Origin of the sequence: Bradyrhizobium jicamae, assembly GCF_018130695.1 — a bacterium.
Taxonomy (GTDB): domain Bacteria; phylum Pseudomonadota; class Alphaproteobacteria; order Rhizobiales; family Xanthobacteraceae; genus Bradyrhizobium; species Bradyrhizobium jicamae_B.
The window spans coordinates 112,230-130,847 of the sequence record NZ_JAFCJX010000008.1 but is presented as its reverse complement, the minus strand read 5'-3'; the positions used below and the strand labels follow the sequence as shown (position 1 = coordinate 130,847).

The 18,618-nt window shown below is 64.9% G+C and carries 13 protein-coding genes; 6 read left to right on the top strand and 7 right to left on the bottom strand.

The genetic code is table 11. The features are described from left to right. Positions 1-3: 3 nt before the first annotated feature. From JQ604_RS13450 to ugpB, 6 genes are all read right to left on the bottom strand, one after another. Entirely contained in the window at positions 4-1,833 is a 1,830-nt protein-coding gene (locus JQ604_RS13450) for a dipeptide ABC transporter ATP-binding protein (protein WP_212357882.1), read from the bottom strand. Between the two features lie 202 nt (positions 1,834-2,035). Then, positions 2,036-2,935 (bottom strand): ABC transporter permease, encoded by a 900-nt coding sequence (locus JQ604_RS13445; protein ID WP_212357881.1) that lies wholly within the window; start codon positions 2,933-2,935, stop codon positions 2,036-2,038. A gap of 3 nt (positions 2,936-2,938) precedes the next feature. Continuing rightward, positions 2,939-3,952: an ABC transporter permease gene (locus tag JQ604_RS13440; RefSeq protein ID WP_212357880.1), complete on the bottom strand. Its 1,014-nt coding sequence runs from the start codon at positions 3,950-3,952 to the stop codon at positions 2,939-2,941. 6 nt (positions 3,953-3,958) lie between these two features. Further along, the gene (locus JQ604_RS13435) at positions 3,959-5,581 is read right to left on the bottom strand and encodes an ABC transporter substrate-binding protein (RefSeq protein ID WP_212357879.1); all 1,623 of its coding nucleotides are present in this window, start codon (positions 5,579-5,581) and stop codon (positions 3,959-3,961) included. Between the two features lie 241 nt (positions 5,582-5,822). Continuing rightward, positions 5,823-6,773 (bottom strand): aminoglycoside phosphotransferase family protein, encoded by a 951-nt coding sequence (locus tag JQ604_RS13430; RefSeq protein WP_212357878.1) that lies wholly within the window; start codon positions 6,771-6,773, stop codon positions 5,823-5,825. Continuing rightward, positions 6,770-8,119, bottom strand: coding sequence for a sn-glycerol-3-phosphate ABC transporter substrate-binding protein UgpB (gene ugpB, locus JQ604_RS13425; RefSeq protein WP_212357877.1), 1,350 nt, complete (start codon positions 8,117-8,119; stop codon positions 6,770-6,772). The genes JQ604_RS13430 and ugpB overlap by 4 nt, the downstream gene beginning before the upstream one ends. A 158-nt stretch (positions 8,120-8,277) precedes the next feature. Here ugpB and JQ604_RS13420 point away from each other — a divergent pair, with 158 nt between their 5' ends. From JQ604_RS13420 to JQ604_RS13395, 6 genes are all read left to right on the top strand, one after another. Further along, positions 8,278-9,267, top strand: a complete 990-nt coding sequence (locus tag JQ604_RS13420) for a TRAP transporter substrate-binding protein (protein ID WP_212357876.1) — start codon at positions 8,278-8,280, stop codon at positions 9,265-9,267. Positions 9,268-9,364: 97 nt separating this feature from the next. Then, positions 9,365-11,356: a sensor histidine kinase gene (locus JQ604_RS13415; protein ID WP_212358027.1), complete on the top strand. Its 1,992-nt coding sequence runs from the start codon at positions 9,365-9,367 to the stop codon at positions 11,354-11,356. After that, positions 11,326-13,071, top strand: coding sequence for an ATP-binding response regulator (locus tag JQ604_RS13410; protein ID WP_212357875.1), 1,746 nt, complete (start codon positions 11,326-11,328; stop codon positions 13,069-13,071). The genes JQ604_RS13415 and JQ604_RS13410 overlap by 31 nt, the downstream gene beginning before the upstream one ends. Beyond that, complete coding sequence (locus tag JQ604_RS13405; RefSeq protein ID WP_212357874.1) at positions 13,068-13,805, top strand: response regulator; 738 nt, start codon at positions 13,068-13,070, stop codon at positions 13,803-13,805. Before JQ604_RS13410 ends, JQ604_RS13405 begins: the two co-directional genes overlap by 4 nt. 125 nt (positions 13,806-13,930) lie before the next feature. Next, positions 13,931-16,954, top strand: a complete 3,024-nt coding sequence (polA, locus tag JQ604_RS13400; protein ID WP_212357873.1) for a DNA polymerase I — start codon at positions 13,931-13,933, stop codon at positions 16,952-16,954. A gap of 242 nt (positions 16,955-17,196) precedes the next feature. Then, positions 17,197-17,829 (top strand): LysE family translocator, encoded by a 633-nt coding sequence (locus JQ604_RS13395; RefSeq protein WP_212357872.1) that lies wholly within the window; start codon positions 17,197-17,199, stop codon positions 17,827-17,829. Here JQ604_RS13395 and JQ604_RS13390 read toward each other — a convergent pair. After that, entirely contained in the window at positions 17,826-18,452 is a 627-nt protein-coding gene (locus JQ604_RS13390; protein ID WP_212357871.1) for a glutathione S-transferase family protein, read from the bottom strand. The two genes, JQ604_RS13395 and JQ604_RS13390, sit on opposite strands and share 4 nt — an antisense overlap. Positions 18,453-18,618 lie beyond the last annotated feature (166 nt).

Below are 18,618 nucleotides of genomic sequence, written 5' to 3'. Positions count from 1 at the left end.
TCTCTAAACAGGCAACGGCGGATGGGGGATCGCCGTCAGCAGCTCCCTTGTATAGCTATCCTGCGGATTGCCCAAGACCTGTTCGGACGAGCCTTGCTCCACGATGCGACCTGATCGCATCACGATGACGCGGTCGCATAGCAGGCGCACCACGTTGAGATCGTGGGAGACGAACAAATAGCTCATGCCCATGGACTGCTTGAGATCCTGCAGCAGATTGAGCACGACGGCCTGCACGGAGACGTCGAGCGCCGCCGTCGGCTCGTCCAGGATCACGAGCTTGGGATGCAGCGCGATGGCGCGCGCGATGCCGACGCGGGCCTTCTGGCCGCCGGAGAGCTGGTGCGGGAAGCGATCCAGCAGGTTGACGGGCAGGCCGACCAGCCGCGCCAGTTCCTCGCAGCGGGCGCGCAGCGCGTCGCGTCCCCTGATGTCGCCGAGTTGCATGATCGGGTCGGCGATGGCGCGCGCCGCGGTGAAGCGCGGATTGAGGCTGTCGGTCGGATCCTGGAACACCATCTGGATCTGGCTGCGATAGGGCAGCCGCGCGAAGGCGTTCGGCATGATGGCGCCGATGTCCTCGCCGTCGAACACGATGCGGCCCGAGGTCTGGTCCAAGAGCCGCATCACCATCATCGACGTCGTCGATTTGCCGCAGCCGGATTCGCCGACCAGGCCGACGCTCTCGCCATGGCCGATTGAGAAGCCGATGCCGTCGACGGCGCGGAACACCTCCTGCTCCACCGGCGGCTTGCGGCTGAACAGCTTTGACAGCACGGCGGTGGCGCCCTGGCGGGGGTATTCCTTGACGAGCTTTTCGACGAGGAGGAGGGGGTGCTCGCCCTTCCCACTTGCGCTGCTGTGCCCCCTCTCCCCGTTCTTCACGGGGAGAGGGTTGGGGTGAGGGGCTGCATCCGCGAGCACAGTCCGCGGAGAGTCCCCCTCACCCGCCGCGCTGCGCGCGTCGGCCTCTCCCCGCGTGCGGGGAGAGGCGAAGGCAGCAGCATCGTCCTCCGGTAACAAATCCCTTAGCGACACGCCGATCCGCGGCGTCGCGCGCATCAGCTTCTTGGTGTAGGGGTGCTCGGGCTTGGCGAAAATGTCGGCCGAAACAGCGGTCTCGACCACGCGGCCCTTCTCCATCACCACGACACGGTCGCAATAGGCGGCGGCGAGGCCGAGGTCGTGGGTGATCAGGATGGTCGACATCGATCGCCGTTTTGTCAGCTCGACGATCAGATCCATCACCGCCTTCTGTGTCGTAACGTCGAGGCCGGTGGTCGGCTCGTCCGCGATCAGGAGCTGCGGATTGCAGGCGAGCGCGAGCGCGATGACGACGCGCTGGCACATGCCGCCGGACAGTTCGAACGGATAGGCATGATAGCGCTCGCGGGGACGGGCGATCTTGACCTGCTCCAGCGCCTCGATCGCCTTCTCGCCGCGGTCGGTGACCTGGGCCTGCTGCACATGGGTGCGCAGCACGTCCTCGATCTGGTCGCCGACTTTGCGGATCGGGTTCAGCGCGGCGCGCGGATTCTGGAAGATCATCGAGACTTCGCGGCCGCGCAGATCGCGCATCTGGCTCTCGGTCGCCGCCTTGACGTCGATGCCGGAGAACATCACCGAGCCCTCCGCGATCTTGCCGGCACGATCGAGGATGCGCATCACGGCATAGGATGTCACCGACTTGCCGGAGCCGGACTCGCCGACGATGCCGACCGTCTCGCCCTTGGCCACGGAGATGTTGACGTGCTGCACGGCTTTGACGATGCCGCGGCGGGTGGTGAATTCGACGGTGAGGTCCTGGACGTCGAGCAGCGGCTGGGCGGTCATGGGCGCTCGCTCCGCTTGCGCAGTGCGTCCCTTCTCCCCGTTCTTACGGGGAGAAGGTTAGGATGAGGGGCTTCTATCAGCAGACTCAGGAGCGAGTGGAGTTCGCGGAGAGTCCCCCTCACCCGCACCGCCAAGGCGGTGCGGCCTCTCCCCGCAAGCGGGGAGAGGCGAAGAGATGCGGCTCGCTCAAGCAACTTCAGCATCACGTCCTCCGCTGGGGGTCGACGATGTCGCGCAGGCCGTCGCCGAGCAGATTGAAGCAGAACACGGCGATCATCAGGGCGAGGCCGGGGAACAGCGCGATCCACCATTCGCCAGAGACCATGAAGCCCGCGCCCTCGGCGACCATGATGCCCCACTCGGCGGTCGGCGGACGGACGCCGAGGCCGATGAAGGACAGGCCGGCGGCGTTGAGGATGGCGTAGCCCATGGTCAGCGACATCTGCACGATCATGATCGGCATGATGTTCGGCAGGATGTGGACCAGCAGGATGCGGTACTCGCCATTGCCGGAGAGACGCGCCGCCTGCACGAAGCCGGCGTTGCGGCGGACATTGGCTTCGGCGCGCGCGACGCGGGCGTAGAGCGGGAAGTTCACGATCGCAGTCGCAATGATGATGTTCTGCACGGTGTTGCCGAGCGCCGCCACGATCCCCATCGCCAGCACGAACAGCGGGAACGCCATGATGGTGTCGGCGATGCGGCCGACGATGCGGTCGGTCCAGCCGCCGAAATAGCCGGCGGCGATACCGGCGAGCCCGCCCATCAGGAACACCAGCACGACGGAGGCGATCGCGATGAACGTGTCGAGCCTTGTCGCGACGATGACGCGGCTGAAGATGTCGCGGCCGAGCTGGTCGGTGCCGAACCAATGCGCCGCCGACGGCGGCTTCAGCGCGGCAGCGGTGTCCGAGGCGAGCGGATCGTAGGGCACGACATAGGGACCGAACAAAGCGGCGAACAGGATCAGGACCAGCAGCGCGAAGGCAAAGCCGGTGACCTTGTTCTCGCTGAGCACATAACGGGTCTGTTCGAGGATCGCCGACAGCCCTGAGGTACGGGCGGGACCTACCGGTTCGATCGTGGGCGCAACGGTGCTCATGGATTATCCTTCCAGCCTGACGCGTGGATCGATGACGCCATAGAGAATGTCGATGACGAGATTGAGCAGCACGTACATGACCGCCATGGTCAGCACGAAACCCTGCACCGGCGCGAAGTCCGAGGAGATCAGCGCTTCCACCGCGTAGGAGCCGATGCCGGGCCAGGCGAACACTTTTTCGACCAGCACATTGGCGCCGAGCAGGAAGGAGAACACCATGCTGAGCGTGGTGATGACGGGCAGCATCGCGTTGCGGAACGCGTAGGTGACGATCACAGTGCTGGGCGACAGACCGCTCGCGCGTGCGGTGCGGACGAATTCGCTCGCCAGCACCGCCAGCATCGAGGCGCGGGTCATGCGCGCGATCGGCGCCAGCGAGAAGATCGCAAGCGTCACTGCCGGCAGGATCAACTGCGCCAGCGCCGAACGAAATGCCTCGAAGTCACGCGCGACCAGGGTGTCGATCAGATAGAAGCCGGTGACGGTCGGCGGCGCGCTGTAGAACACATCGAGCCGGCCGAGCGGCGCCGGCGACCAGCCGAGCCGGAAATAGAAGAAATAGACCAGCACCAGGCCGGTGAAGAACACCGGCAGCGAGACGCCGGCCGTCGTCGTCACCCGACAGAGATGATCAATCCATGATCCCGGCCTTGTCGCCGCCAGCACGCCGAGCGGAATCGCGATCACGATCGAGACAATGAGGCCAAGCAGCGTCAGCTCGGCCGAGGCCGGCAGGCGGTTGCGCAGCTCGGCGGCGACCGGCTGGCCCGTGGTCAGCGAGTTGCCGAAATCGCCATGGGCGAGATCGTTTGTGTAGCGGAAGAACTGCTCGATCAGCGGCTTGTCGAGCCCGAGCTTCTTGCGGATCTGCTCGACCGCCTCCTTGGTCGCTGCGGGACCTGCGAAATACGCCGCAGGATCACCCGGCAGCGCGCGGGTCAGCAGGAACGTCACGATCACCACGCCGATCAGCGACGGGATCGCAAACATCAGCCGCTTGCCGATCATGGTGAGCATGGCGCATCACCCCTTGGCCATCGCGCGATAATCCAGCCTCCGGTGGAACCAGTATTGGTAACCGCTGATGTTCTTCTGCATCGCGACGTTGACGAAGGGCTGATAGAGCGGGATGCGCGGGACCTCGGCGAAGGCGAGGTCGACAAAACCCTTCACGTCGGTGTCGTAGGTCGCCATGTCGCCGGTGGCGGCCGCGGTGCGCGCGCCGTCGATCAGCCTGTCCATCTCCGGCGACTTGTAGCTCATGGTGTTGAAGACGGAATTGTTGCCGTGATAGCACCAGTAGAAGAAGTATTCGGGGTAATCGAGCCAGCCCGAGAACACATTGGTGAACAGCGGCATTTCCTTCTTGTTCAGCTCGGTGCGCCAGTTGGCGCCGGGCACCTTGTTGATGGTGGTCTTGATGCCGAGCTGCGCCAGGCTCTCCTGCACCAGCACGCAGAGCGGCTCGTTGACGCCGGCAAAATTCAGGTCGAACGAGATCGTGGTCTCGAAACCGTTGGCGTAGCCGGCTTCCGCCAGCAGCGCCTTGGCCTTGTCCATGTCGGTGACATATTTCGTCGGCTGCGGCCATGCGACCTCGGTCGCCTTGTCCTTTGCCGCGCCGAACATGGGATTGCCGAGACCGAACAGCACCGCGTCCATGATCTTCTGGTACGGCATCGCATAGGCCATCGCCTGCCGCACCTTGGGATTGTCGAACGGCGGCTTGGTCACGTTCATGCCGATGTACTGGATGCCGTTGGAGAACGGCAGCGACACCACGTTGAGCTTGCCGTTCGCCTTCATCTCCTGGAAATCCTTGAACGGCAGCTCATAGGAGATGTCGGCATCCCCGCGCTCGAGCAGCGCGCGGCGGTTGCCGGCCTGCGGCACCATGCGCCAGATCACGCGCTTGATCTTCGGCAGCGGACCGCAGGCCCAATCCTCGTTGCGCTCCATCACGACTTCGGTGCCGGCGGTCCACTTCGTCACCTTGTAGGCACCGGAGCCCGCGGTCTGCTGTTTTGTAAACTCGAGGCCCCACGGATCCTTCTCGCTGGCGTTCTTCTTCACGAGCTCGGAGTTGACGACGCAGGGCACGATCACGGCGAGATCGGGGATCGTCAGCCGATCCTTCTTGGCGAAGTCGACGCGCACGGTCGCGTCATCGACGATGACGAACTGCTCGGGTTTTGTGAGCGAGCCCGCGCTCATCTGGAAGGTCGGGAAACCGCCGACGCTGACGGCGCGATCGAGCGACCATTTGACGTCCTTCGCCGTCACCGGCGCGCCGTCGTGGAATTTGGCGTTCTTGCGCAGCTTGAAGGTGACCGACATGTCGTCGATCTTCATGTCCTCGGCGAGCTCGCCCTTGAACTTGTCGCGGTCGTAATAGGGCACGCCGCCAGGGCCGCTCTTCATCTCGTGGCTGATCAGCCGGTCGTAGCAATTCCAGGACACCTCATAGCCAGGCACATTGGTGCCGACGCCGTGGATGTCGAGATTGTTGGGGCCGCCTTCCGAGACGATCAAGAGCGTCTCGGAGCGGGCGTCGGCCTTCGCCTGCGAGACGACCTGTGGCATCGCCGGCAGCGCCGCACCGGCGGCCAATCCGGACACGGATTTGAGGAAATCGCGACGCTTCATGGTGATGCTCCAACGCGCGTGAAAATTGGCTTTGGAACAGGAATCGCAAGGTTCGTGCCAAACCTTAACGAAACGTTAGATTTGGCCTAATTGACTGATACCGCTGAGGAATTCAGAAAGGCTTCGATCAGGTCGCACCGGCATGCCTCACCATCAATTGCATACAAAGCCGATCATTTGCTCGGACATTAGGCATCAAAATCCAGCCGCTTGTCTGTTAAGCATCCCAGTACCGGCAGCGTTAGTTCGGCCAGATCAGCTCCTGCAGTTGCACGAGATCGTCGGCCTTGTCGGGCCAGCCATCGATGCAGACATGGCGCAGCGGATCGCTGGCCTGATGCAGCAGCATCAGCGCCATCAGCCGCCGCTTCAGCGCGAAGTCGATATCGGCCGGCCCATAGCCAAAGCCCTCGAACAGGCTACGGACGCGGCGCGGGCGGCCGGCGGCCATGAAGGCGCTCGGGCCGAGCAAATCGTACTCGCGCCAGCCGGTCTTGACGTCGCCGAAGTCGAACAGGCCCGCGACATGCCAACCGTCGCTGCGGCGGCCGAGCAGGAAGTTTTCCTGGATGTATTCGCCGGTCAGGATCACCGGCGGCGCATCCATCGGGATCAGTGTTGCCGCGTCGCGCAGGAGAGCGTCAAAGCCGTCGAGGAATTTTTGCGGCATGCCCAGCCGCTCATGCCGCGCGCGGCATTGCGCGATCTGGCCGCGCAGGAACGCGTCCCAGCGCGGCTCGATCGAAAGCAGCGCGCCGGGCGGCACGCGATGCACCTCGGCAATCATCGCCCCGACCTCGCCGAGCAGGCGCTCCTTCTCTGCTTCCGTGAGTTGCGGCCAGACGTCCGAACAGAGCACGCCGGACAGCCGCGTGATGACGAGATAGGGCCAGCCGTCGCGCTCGCCTTCGGCGACGAGCGCAGGAATGGGAAAGCCGAGCTTGCCCTGCAGCTCGGTCAGCGAGGCCTGCTCGGAGACGAATTGCGGGCGCAGGAACGGCGGAAACAATTTCAGGATCAGCCCGTCGTCGAGGCCAACAACGAGATTGGTGCCGGTCGCAAACACATGCGTCGCCCCGGCGCGCAGGCCGTGAGCTTGCGCAATCTCCAGCGCGATCGGCAGCCAGCGCGCGATGTCGGCGCGCCAGGTGCGATAGGTGTCGTAGTCGGGAATGTGCGGAAGCCGCCTCACCGGTCCGGATTGGCGCGCTCGAACTGGCGCAGCAGGCGGTTGCCGCGCTCGACGGCATTGTCCAGCGCTGATTGCGCCGAGCGCTTGCCGGCGAACACCTGCTCGAGCTCCTCCTCGATCACGTCGCGTATCAGCACGAAGGAGCCGAGCCGCACGCCCTTGGAATAGTCGGTCGGCGGCTTCAGCGTGACTTCCTCGATCGAGATCGCAGCACCGGGATTGCGATCGTAGAAGCCTTGGGCCCGGCTGAGATCGAAGGCAGCGCGGGTGATCGGCAGATAGCCCGTGTTCTGGTGCCAGCTCGCCTGCACCTCCGGCCGCGACAGGAAGGTGAAGAATTTTGCCACCCCGGCATATTCGGTGCGCGAGCGATCGCGCAGCACCCACAGCGTGGCGCCGCCGATGATCGAGTTCTGCGGCGCGCCCTGCATGTCCGGATAATACGGCATCATGCCGTAGCCGACCTCGAAATTCGAGTTGGCCTTGATGTCGGCGCGCGTGCCCGAGGAGCCGATGAAGATGCCGCATTCGCCCTTCTGGAAGCGCGGCTCGGCCGACTGGCCGCGGCCGGAGTAATCGAAGATCTTGGTCGTCTGCCATTCGGCGAGCTGGGCGATGTGGCGGATCAGGATCGGATTGTTGAAGACCAGCTGCGCATCGAGCCCGCCGAAGCCATTGGCCCGGGTCGCGATCGGCAGATTGTGGAAGGCGGAGAAATTCTCGACATTGATCCAGGACGGCCACGACGTCGTCATGCCGCACGGTGCGCCCGCCGCGCGCAGCCGCTTTGCCGCAGCGCCGACCTCGGGCCAGGTCTTCGGCGCCACATCGGGATCGAGCCCGGCCGAGCGGAACATGTCCTTGTTGTAGTAGAGGATCGGCGTCGAGGCGTTGAACGGGAACGACAGCATGTTGCCGTTGACGTCGGCGTAATAGCCGGCGACCGCCGGCAGATAGGTCTGTGGCGAGAACGGTTCCGACTGATCCCGCATCAGTTCGTACACCGGGTAGATCGCGCCGCGCGCCGCCATCATGGTCGCGGTCGCGATCTCGTTGACCTGCACGATCGCCGGCTGGCTGCGCGAGCGGAACGCGAAGATCGCCGCCGTCACCGTCTCGGTGTAGTTGCCCTTGTAGGTCGGCACGATCCGGTATTCGGATTGCGAGGCGTTGAAGTCGGCGGCGAGCTTCTCGACCTGCTTGCCGAGCTGGCCCGACATCGCATGCCACCAGTTGATGTCGGTGGCGGCGCGCGCCGGAGACGAAAGGACGATGGCCGCCGCCGCGGCAAGCTGCAGGACTTTCCAGAGCAACTTCACAAGATCCGTTCCCGCCAAGATGGACATGCCGTCATAGAATGCGAGAACCGCCGTTGCAAACGATCCCTCAGGTTGCAGCGCGGAATTAACGATTCGACGGATGGCGAAGGGCTCCGCTTCTGCTAAAAATGCCGTGAACCTTTTCGTCCCGCCGCCGACTCAACTCACAAGGGGATTTGTCGCCTGTGTACCGCCGCGCCGTCCTTTCGCGGACCATTACGCTTGTCGTCGCGCTGTTCTGTACGGCGGTTTCGGCGAACGCGGTCGCGCGCGAATTCCGCACTGCCGACACCCAGAACGAGGATTATCCGACGGTCCAGGCGCTACGCTATATGGGCCGCATGGTTGCCGAACGCACCGGCGGACGCCACCAGATGCAGGTCTTCCATTCCCGCCAGCTCGGCGAGGAGAAGGAGACGCTGGAGCAGACCCGGGCCGGCGCCATCGACCTCAACCGCACCAACGTGGCGCTGATCGGCACCATCGTGCCCGCCGTCAACGTCCTGGCCATGCCGTTTCTGTTTCGTTCGGTCGAGCACCTGCAGAAGGTCCTGGACGGGCCGATCGGCAGCGAGCTCCTGAACAGTTTCGAGGCGCACGGTTTCGTCGGCCTCGCCTTCTACGATTCCGGCGCCCGCTCGATCTACAACAGCGTCCGCCCGGTCCGCACCGTCGAGGACCTCAAGGGGCTGCGGCTCAGGGTGCAGCAATCCCAGCAGATGTCGGCCATGATCCGTGCGCTCGGCGCCGAGCCGATCGAGCTGCCCTATGGCCAGGTGCTGACCGGGCTGGCCACCAAGCTGATCGACGGCGCCGAGAACAACTGGCCGTCCTTCGTCACCACCGGCCACTATAAATACGCCGGCTACTATACGCTCACCGAGCACACGGTCAGCCCGGAAGTGCTGGTGATATCGCTGAAGGCCTGGGGCAGCCTGACGCCGGAGGAGCAGCAGATTTTCCGCGAAGCCGCGCAGCGCTCCAGCCTGTTCATGCGCGAGAAGTGGCGCGACCTCGAGGAGCAGTCGCGCAAGCAGGCCGAGGCCGCCGGCGTCAAGATCGTCGGTGACTTCGACCGCAAGCCGTTCGAGGCCGCGATGGCGCCGCTCTATGCCAACGCGCAGCGCGATCCCGCGATCACAGCGCTGATCGAACGGATCCGCAAGGTGGAGTGAGGTCAACTTGGCAGCACCCCGGCAGGACCCGACAGTGGAACGATCGCCCGGCCTCGCCGCGCGGGGCCGTTTCCACATCGTCCAGGTGCTGCGCGCCGTGCCGATCCGCTGGCGCATCCTGTCGATCGCGCTGCTCAACTCCGCCGTCGTGATCGTGCTGGCGGCCCTGATCTGGAACGGCGCCAAGGTGCTTGGATCGGCCTGGGAGGATGTCCGCCAGGTCCGCGAGTCCGACAAGATCCTGGCCAAGCTGGAAAGCGAGACCTCAAGGCTGCAGAACCTGATCCACCGCTACATCAACCAGCCGAGCCCGGACCTGTTCGCGGAGATCCTGCTGCTGCGCGAGGCGGTGCTGGGCACGCTGACCACCCGCGCCTCGACCGATCCGATGCTGTCGGGCTCGGTCGAGAAGCTCGAACGCGTCACCAGCCGCTTCCTCGACGGCTTTGGCGAGCTGCGCACGGTGCAGGCGAAGATCTCCAAGACCTATGACGAGCAGGTGCTGGCGCCCGCCAAGGACATGGCCGGGCTCTATTCGATCATCGAGGGCGCCACCGGCCATCGCGACGCGCTGATCTGGCCCTCGCTCGGCAAGTCGCGCGAGGCCTTCACCTCGCTGCTGGTCGCCACCAACTCCTATTATCTGTCGCTGGCGTCGGCCTCGGCCGAGGAGGCGCGCCGCAACACCGAGACGATCGAGAAGACCATTCCGGTGATGGCCGATCTCGCCGACAATGACCTGCAGCGCATGGCGCTGGCGCGGCTGAAGACCAAGACCGCCGAGCTGCGCGACGGCATGGCGAAACTGAGCGAGCAGCTCACCAGCCGCACCGAGCTCCTGCGCAGCACCATCGACGCCAGCCAGGCCGACGCGATCGGCGCCATCGACGACCTCTCGGTGCAGATGCGCCAGCGCGAGCAGAAGGCGCAGGAGACCTTCGACCGCACGCTGTCGGACATTTCCCGTCGCGTGCTGTCGATTGCCGTGATCTTCCTCGGCATCATCCTGTCCGCCGGCGTGCTGATCGCGCTCTCGATCCGGCTGCCGCTGGCGCAGATCATGGCGGCGATGCGCGCGATCACCAATGGCGATTACGACCGCGCCGTGCAGGGCACATCAGCCAAGGACGAGGTCGGCGCCATGGCACGCGCGGTCGAGGTGTTCCGCGAGAACGCCATCGCCAAGCGCCAGACCGAGGACGAATTGCGGGCCTCGAAGGAGAAGGCCGAGACCGCGCTGATCGAGCTCAACACCGCGCAGCAGAACCTGATCGATGCCGAGCGGCTGGCGGCGCTCGGCGGCCTGGTCGCCGGCGTCGCCCATGAGGTCAACAACCCGATCGGCATCAGCCTGACCGTCGCTTCCAGCTTCGCCCGCCGCGCCGAGATGTTCGAGACCGAGCTGAAGACCGAGCAGCTGCGCCGCTCCAAGCTCGACGAGTTCGTCCGCACCTCGCGCGATGCAGCGCAGCAACTGGTCGCCAATCTGCAGCGCGCCGGCGAGTTGATCCAGTCGTTCAAGCAGGTCGCTGTCGACCGCTCGCACGCCGAGCGGCGCCAGTTCAGCCTCGGTGAATCGACCGACCAGATCGTCGCGAGCCTGCGGCCGGTGCTGAAGAAGGCCGCCATCGCGCTGTCGGTCGACGTGCCCGAGGGCCTCTTGATCGACGGCTATCCCGGCGCCTACGGGCAGATCTTAACCAATCTCTTCCTTAATGCGGTCAACCATGCCTTCGCCGGCGGACGATCTGGTACAATCACCATCTCGGCCCGGGCGCGCGGCGCCGACGACGTCGAGATCATCTTCGCCGACAACGGGGCCGGCATGACGCCGGACGTGCAGCGGCAGGCGTTCGACCCGTTCTTCACCACGCGCCGCAACGAAGGTGGTACCGGCCTGGGCTTGCATATTGTCTATAATCTTGTCACCCAACAGCTCGGCGGCCGCATGATGCTGGAGTCAAGGGTAGGACAAGGCACGACTTTCCGCATTATCATGCCCCGGGTCGCCAAGGGCCAACCCACGATCACAGACGCTTTAGCCGACGGAACCAGTCAATGGCCGAACAGGACGATGTCCTCCACCTGATCGACGATACCGAGAGCGCCCCGGAGGATTCGTCGGCGCGTAAATGGAAGATCGCCGTCATCGATGACGATCACGCGGTGCATGAGGGCACCCGCTTTGCGCTCAGCGACTACAATCTGCACGGTGCGACCCTGGAGATCCTGTCGGCCTATTCCGCCGCCGAGGGCCGCACCTTGATGCGGGACAACCCCGATATCGCCGCCGTCTTGCTCGACGTCATCATGGAAACCGACGTCGCCGGCCTCGAGCTCGTCGAATACATCCGCAACGAGATCAAGAACGAGACCGTCCGCATCATCCTGCGCACCGGGCAGCCGGGCCAGGCGCCGGAGCGGCGGGTCATCGTCCAGTACGACATCAACGACTACAAGGCCAAGACCGAGCTCACCGCCGACAAGCTGTTCACCTCGCTGACGGCCGCGCTGCGCAGCTACCAACAGCTCGAACGCATGGTGCAGACAAGGCGCGGCCTCGAAATCATCATCGATGCCGCCTCCACGCTGTACGATTTCAAGTCGATGCAGCGGCTCGCCGAGGGCGTGCTGACCCAACTCGCCTCGCTGCTCAATGTCGATTGCGCCGGCATCCTCGTGCTGCGCGACGACGGCAATGCGGCCGCGGCCGATTTCTCGGTGCTGGCCTGCTCCGGCTGCTACAGCCGCTTCATCGGCACCACCTCCTCGAAGGCGCTCGATCCCGATCTGCGCTCGATGGTGGAAGCCGCCTTCACGCGCCGCAAGAACGAATTCGCCGACCACCGCAGCGTGCTCTATTCGCGCACCGGAAGCGGCCGCGAGGTCGTGGTGCTCTTGCAATCCGAGCGGGAGATCTCCGAAACCGACCGTGCACTGGTCGAGATCTTCTCCAGCCGGCTGTCGATCGCGTTCGACAACGTGATCCTGTACCAGCAGCTGCAGGACGCCAACACCCAGCTGGAAGACCGCGTTGCCCAGCGCACCCGCGCGCTGATGCAGGCCAACCGCCGGCTCTCGGCGCAGTGGCTGCGGCTGCAGCGCGCCAACGGCTTCAAGAACGAGATCCTGGGCACCGTCGCCCATGATCTGAAGAACCCGCTCGGGGTGATCCTCGGCCGCACCGAGATGCTGACCGAGCTGATCAGCGCCGGCATGCCGAAGGAAAACGTCACCGCCCAGGTCGAGCACATCAGGGACGCCACCAAGCGGCTGACCTCGATGGTCGATCATCTGATCTCGGATGCGATGGCCGATGCCTTCGACATCACCATCCGCCGCGAGCCGGTGGATGTCGCGGCGCTGGTCAATGAGGTGACCGAGGCCAACCTGCCGCTGGCCGTCAACAAGCAGCAGAGCATCTCGGTGTCCGCGCCGCCGCACTTCGTCACGATGTGCGATTCCGACCGTATCCGCGAGGCGATCGACAATCTGGTGTCGAACGCCATCAAATACTCGCCGATCGGCGGCAAGATCACCGTTTCCGTCAGCCACGAGGGCGACGACACCGTGATCCGGATTTCCGACCAGGGCGCCGGCCTGAGCCCAGAGGATCTCGGGCGGCTGTTCGGCCGGTTCCAGAGGCTCTCGGCCAAGCCGACCGCGGGCGAAAGTTCGACCGGCCTCGGTCTGTCGATCGTCAAACGCATCATCGATATGCATGGCGGCCATGTGGCCGCGGATAGCCCCGGCCCCGGACAGGGCTCGACCTTTACCGTTACATTGCCGGCGACAGACACATGAGCCAGAACCCGCACATCTTCATCGTCGACGACGAGGCGCCGGCCCGCGAAATGGTCGGCGATTACCTCAAGATGCATGGCTTTGGCGTGACGCTGTGCGACGGCGGCAAGAGCCTGCGCAAGGAGATCGAGAACTCGACGCCCGACCTCGTGGTGCTCGACCTCAACATGCCCGAGGAAGACGGGCTGTCGATCATTCGCGACCTCAAGAGCAAGATCAACGTTCCCGTCATCATGCTGACAGCCACTGCCAGCCCGATCGACCGCGTGGTTGGCCTGGAGATCGGCGCCGACGATTACGTCGCAAAGCCCTGCGAGTTGCGCGAACTGATGGCCCGGATCCGCTCGGTGCTGCGGCGGAGCGTGTCCGCCAAGGCCGTCGCGCCCGAGGCGGCCGCAGCCAAGGCCGAGAAGGATCAGCTGGTGCGGTTCGGTACCAAATGGCTGGATCTCGAAGCCCAGGCGCTGCGCGACGACGAGGGCAATGAGCACCCGCTGACGGCCTCCGAGTTCGGCCTCTTGAAGGTGTTCGCGGCCAATCCCAAACGGGTCTTGTCGCGCGAACGGCTGCTGGAACTCGCCAATGCCCGCGACGCCGAAGCGTTCGACCGCGCCGTCGACCTGCGCATCATGCGCATCCGCCGCAAGATCGAGATCGACCCGACCAAGCCGGCCGTGATCCGCACTATCAGAGGCGGCGGGTATCTGTTCTCGCCGACGGGGGATAAGGCTTAGCCCTCGCGTAACACCCCTTACGTCGTCCTGGCGACAGCCAGGACGACGTATTTGGCTGTGTGGCGGCGTCGGATTCTGCAACCGCAAGACTGTCATTCCCCGCAAAAATCCCTAAATTTCGGCCCATGCCGAAGACAGCCCCCAAAGCTCCCGCCAAGCCCGATCCGAAGACCGCCAAGCCCGTTGCCGCCAAGGCGACGACGAAAGGCGACCACGTCTTCCTGGTCGATGGCTCCTCCTACATCTTCCGCGCCTATCACGCGCTGCCGCCGCTCAACCGCAAGTCGGACGGGCTGCAGGTCAATGCGGTGCTCGGCTTCTGCAACATGCTGTGGAAGCTGCTGCGCGACATGCCCGAGGACAACCGGCCGACGCATCTGGCGATCATCTTCGACAAGTCGGAGATCACCTTCCGCAACAAGCTCTATCCCGACTACAAGGCGCACCGGCCGCCGGCGCCCGACGACCTGATTCCGCAATTCGCGCTGATCCGCGAGGCCGTGCGCGCCTTCGACCTGCCTTGCCTGGAGCAGGCCGGCTTCGAGGCCGACGATCTGATCGCGACTTATGCGCGGCTGGCCGGCGAGCGCGGCGCGACCACGACCATCGTGTCGTCGGACAAGGACCTGATGCAACTCGTGACCGACAAGGTCGTGATGTACGACACCATGAAGGATCGCCGGATCGGCATTCCCGAGGTGATCGAGAAATTCGGCGTGCCGCCGGAGAAGGTGGTCGAGGTGCAGGCGCTGGCCGGCGACTCCACCGACAACGTGCCCGGCGTGCCCGGCATCGGCATCAAAACCGCGGCACAGCTGATCGTCGAGTATGGCGATCTCGAACAGCTGCTGTTTCGCGCCACCGAGATCAAGCAGCCGAAGCGCCGCGAGGCGCTGCTGGAGAATGCCGAGAAGGCGCGGATCTCGCGACAACTTGTGCTGCTCGACGACAAGGTCGATCTCGAGGTGCCGCTCGACGACCTCGCGGTGCACGAGCCCGATGCACGCAAGCTGGTCGCCTTCCTCAAGGCGATGGAATTCACCACCCTCACCCGCCGCGTCGCCGACTATTCGCAGATCGATCCCGCGAATATCGAGGCCGATGCGAGCAACAAGAGCGCCGGTGCGAAGAGCGAAGCCGCGCCGGCGACATCCGGCGGCACCACCGGCGACCTGTTCGCCGGTCCGGCGGCGTTGCCGGCGAAGTCGGGCAGCAAGGAGGACAAGTCGTTCAGCCCGAAGGGCACGCCGGTCTCGCTGGCCGAAGCGCGCGCGGACGCGATGCGCAAGCTGCCGTTCGACCGAGCCAAGTATCAGGCGATCCGCAGCCTCGATACGCTGAAGGCCTGGGTCGCGCGCGTGCCTGACATCGGCCATGTCGCTATCGAGGCGATGAGCGATTCGATCGATCCGATGCAGGCGGAAATCTCCGGCATCGCACTGGCGTTGGCGCCGGGCGATGCCTGCTACATCCCGCTCGGCCACAAGCAGGCCGGCGGCGGGGCAGGCCTGTTCGATGCCGGGCTCGAGCCGAACCAGCTCAAGCCTGCGGATGTGCTGGCGGCGCTGAAGCCGGCGCTGGAATCATCAGGCATTCTCAAGATCGGCTTCAACATCAAGTTCAACGCGGTGATGCTGGCGCAGCACGGCATCACGCTGCGCAACACCGATGACGCGCAACTGATGTCCTATGCGCTCGACGCCGGCCGCGGCTCGCATGCGATCGAGTCTCTCGCGGAACGCTGGCTCGGCCACGCCGTGGTCGCCTATGGCGGCCTCGTCGGCAGCGGCAAGGGCAAGCTGACCTTCGACCAGGTCGCGATCGACAAGGCCACCGAATATTCGGCCGAGAGTGCCGACGTGACGCTGCGGCTATGGCGGCTGCTGAAGCCGCGCCTCGTTGCCGACCGCATGGCGACCGTCTACGAGACGCTGGAGCGGCCATTGGTGTCCGTGCTGGCACGGATGGAGCGGCGCGGCATCTCGATCGATCGCCAGGTGCTGTCGCGGCTGTCGGGCGACTTCGCCCAGACCGCCGCGCGGGTCGAGGCCGAGATCCAGGAGATCGCCGGCGAGCCGGTCAATGTCGGCAGCCCCAAGCAGATCGGCGACATCATCTTCGGCAAGATGGGATTGCCCGGCGGCACCAAGACCAAGACCGGCGCGTGGTCGACCACCGCGCAGGTGCTCGACGATCTCGCCGAGCAGGGCCACGACTTCCCGAAGAAGATCCTGGAGTGGCGGCAGGTCTCGAAGCTGAAATCGACCTACACCGACGCGCTGCCGACCTACGTCAACCCGCAGACCCATCGCGTGCACACCACCTACGCGCTGGCTGCGACCACCACGGGACGGCTGTCGTCGAACGAGCCGAATTTGCAGAACATTCCGGTGCGTACCGAGGACGGTCGAAAAATCCGCCGCGCCTTCATCGCGACCAAGGGCCACAAGCTGGTGTCGGCCGACTACTCTCAAATTGAATTGCGGCTGCTCGCCGAGATCGCCGACGTGCCGGTGCTGCGGCAGGCGTTCCGCGACGGCCTCGACATCCACGCGATGACGGCCTCCGAGATGTTCGGCGTGCCGATCAAGGACATGCCGAGCGAGGTGCGCCGCCGCGCCAAGGCGATCAACTTCGGGATCATCTACGGCATCTCGGCGTTCGGCCTCGCCAACCAGCTCGGCATCGCCCGCGAGGAGTCGTCGGCCTACATCAAGAAATACTTCGAGCGCTTCCCGGGCATCCGCGCCTACATGGACGACACCAAGGAGTTCTGCCGCAAGAACGGCTATGTGACCACGCTGTTCGGCCGCAAGATGTACTACCCCGACATCAAGGCCTCCAACGCCTCGGTGCGCGCCTTCAACGAACGCGCCTCGATCAACGCCCGCCTGCAAGGCACCGCCGCAGACATCATCCGCCGCGCCATGATCCGCATGGAGGATGCGCTCGCCGAGAAGAAATTGTCGGCGCAGATGCTGCTGCAGGTGCATGACGAGCTGATCTTCGAGGTGCCCGACAACGAGGTCGCGGCGACGCTGCCGGTCGTGCAGAAAGTGATGCAGGACGCGCCGTTCCCGGCGGTGAATCTGTCATTGCCGCTGCAAGTGGATGCACGCGCGGCCACGAACTGGGACGAGGCGCATTGATCTCGATTCACCTCTCCCCGCCTGCGGGGAGAGGTCGGATCGCTCTTGCGATCCGGGTGAGGGGGTACAGGTCTCACGTCAATCTGAACTCGCGGAGAGAGCCCCTCACCCCAACCCTCTCCCCGCAAGAGCGGGGCGAGGGGGCGCACCACCCGCGCCGCTACATTGCTCCGAGAACAATTGAACCGTGGCCCCGCGGCACCCCGCGCGTTACAAACGCACATCCCCACCCCGTGTCCGTCATGCCCCACACCTCCGCCCTGCTCGGCTTCGCACTCGTCTCCTTCGGCATGGTGCTGACGCCAGGCCCGAACATGATCTATCTGATCTCGCGCTCGATCACGCAGGGGCCCGCGGCCGGCATCGTGTCGCTCGGCGGCGTCGCGCTCGGCTTCGTGTTCTACATGCTGTGCGCGGCATTCGGCATCACCGCGCTATTGTTCGCGATTCCCTACGCCTATGACGCGCTGCGCTTTGCCGGTGCGGCGTATCTGCTGTGGCTTGCGTGGCAGGCACTGAAGCCCGGCGGCCGCTCGCCGTTCCAGGTGAAGCAGTTGAAGGTCGACGGCCCCCGCAAACTGTTTGCGATGGGTTTCGTCACCAACCTGCTCAATCCGAAGATCGCGATGCTCTATCTCGCGCTGCTGCCGCAGTTCATCGACCCCGCCGGCAGCGTGCTGTCGCAATCGCTGCTGCTGGGCGCGATCCAGATCGTGATCAGCGTCAGCGTGAACGCCCTGATCGCGCTCGCCGCCGGCTCGATCGCGGTGTTTCTCGGCACCCGCCCGAGCTGGCTGCTGGTGCAGCGCTGGCTGATGGGCACGGTGCTGACAGGGCTTGCCGTGAAGATGGCCTTCGAGGCCCGGCGGGCTTAATCCAGCTTCGCTTCCATGCCGCGCTTGGTCGCAGGCCGCGCCATCAGCGTCTCGTACCAGCGCTTCACATTGGGAAAATCCGCCAGTTCCACCTTGTGGCGCGGGTGGCGCCAGGCCCAGCCGAGGATGGCGAAATCGGCGACCGAGAGATCGCCGGCGACGTAGTCGCGACTGGCGAGCCGCTTGTTGAGGACGTCGTAGAGCCGCCGCGTCTCGGCCATGTAGCGCTTCAGCCCGTAGGCGCGGTCCTGCTCGTTCTCCAGCGCGATGAAATGATGGACCTGGCCGGGCATCGGGCCGAAGCCGCCCATCTGCCACATCAGCCATTCATAGACCGGAATCCGCTCGGCCAGCGGTTTCGGCAGGAATTTGCCGGTCTTCTCGCCGAGATAGAGCAGGATCGCGCCGGATTCGAAGATGCTGACGGGTTTGCCGCCGGGACCGTCGGGATCGACGATCGCCGGAATCTTGTTGTTCGGGCTGATGGCGAGGAAGGACGGCGCCATCTGCTCGCCCTTGCCGATATTCACCGGGATCACCTGATAGGGCAGCCCCATCTCCTCGAGCGCGACCGAGATCTTGCGGCCGTTCGGCGTGTTCCAGGTGTGCAGCTCGATGGTCATTTTTGCTTCCCCCACAGCAGTTTGGAGGCCTGATTACGGGGAACTGCAGCCCGCGACAACCCGCGCTTTCGGCGGGGCGCGCCTGCGGCAAGCGCGACACGGCCACTGTTGACGGCGGACTTTCCGCGCTGGAATGTGCCGGGGACCGCCGATAGATTGCGCGCCG

What these genes read in the sequence shown, in the direction of transcription:
- JQ604_RS13450 (WP_212357882.1), bottom strand. Translation starts at nt 1,833, where the DNA reads ATGACCGCCCAGCCGCTGCTCGACGTCCAGGACCTCACCGTCGAATTC.
- JQ604_RS13445 (WP_212357881.1), bottom strand. Translation starts at nt 2,935, where the DNA reads ATGAGCACCGTTGCGCCCACGATCGAACCGGTAGGTCCCGCCCGTACC.
- JQ604_RS13440 (WP_212357880.1), bottom strand. Translation starts at nt 3,952, where the DNA reads ATGCTCACCATGATCGGCAAGCGGCTGATGTTTGCGATCCCGTCGCTG.
- JQ604_RS13435 (WP_212357879.1), bottom strand. Translation starts at nt 5,581, where the DNA reads ATGAAGCGTCGCGATTTCCTCAAATCCGTGTCCGGATTGGCCGCCGGT.
- ugpB (WP_212357877.1), bottom strand. Translation starts at nt 8,119, where the DNA reads ATGTCCATCTTGGCGGGAACGGATCTTGTGAAGTTGCTCTGGAAAGTC.
- JQ604_RS13410 (WP_212357875.1), top strand. Translation starts at nt 11,326, where the DNA reads ATGGCCGAACAGGACGATGTCCTCCACCTGATCGACGATACCGAGAGC.
- JQ604_RS13405 (WP_212357874.1), top strand. Translation starts at nt 13,068, where the DNA reads ATGAGCCAGAACCCGCACATCTTCATCGTCGACGACGAGGCGCCGGCC.
- polA (WP_212357873.1), top strand. Translation starts at nt 13,931, where the DNA reads ATGCCGAAGACAGCCCCCAAAGCTCCCGCCAAGCCCGATCCGAAGACC.
- JQ604_RS13395 (WP_212357872.1), top strand. Translation starts at nt 17,197, where the DNA reads ATGCCCCACACCTCCGCCCTGCTCGGCTTCGCACTCGTCTCCTTCGGC.
- JQ604_RS13390 (WP_212357871.1), bottom strand. Translation starts at nt 18,452, where the DNA reads ATGACCATCGAGCTGCACACCTGGAACACGCCGAACGGCCGCAAGATC.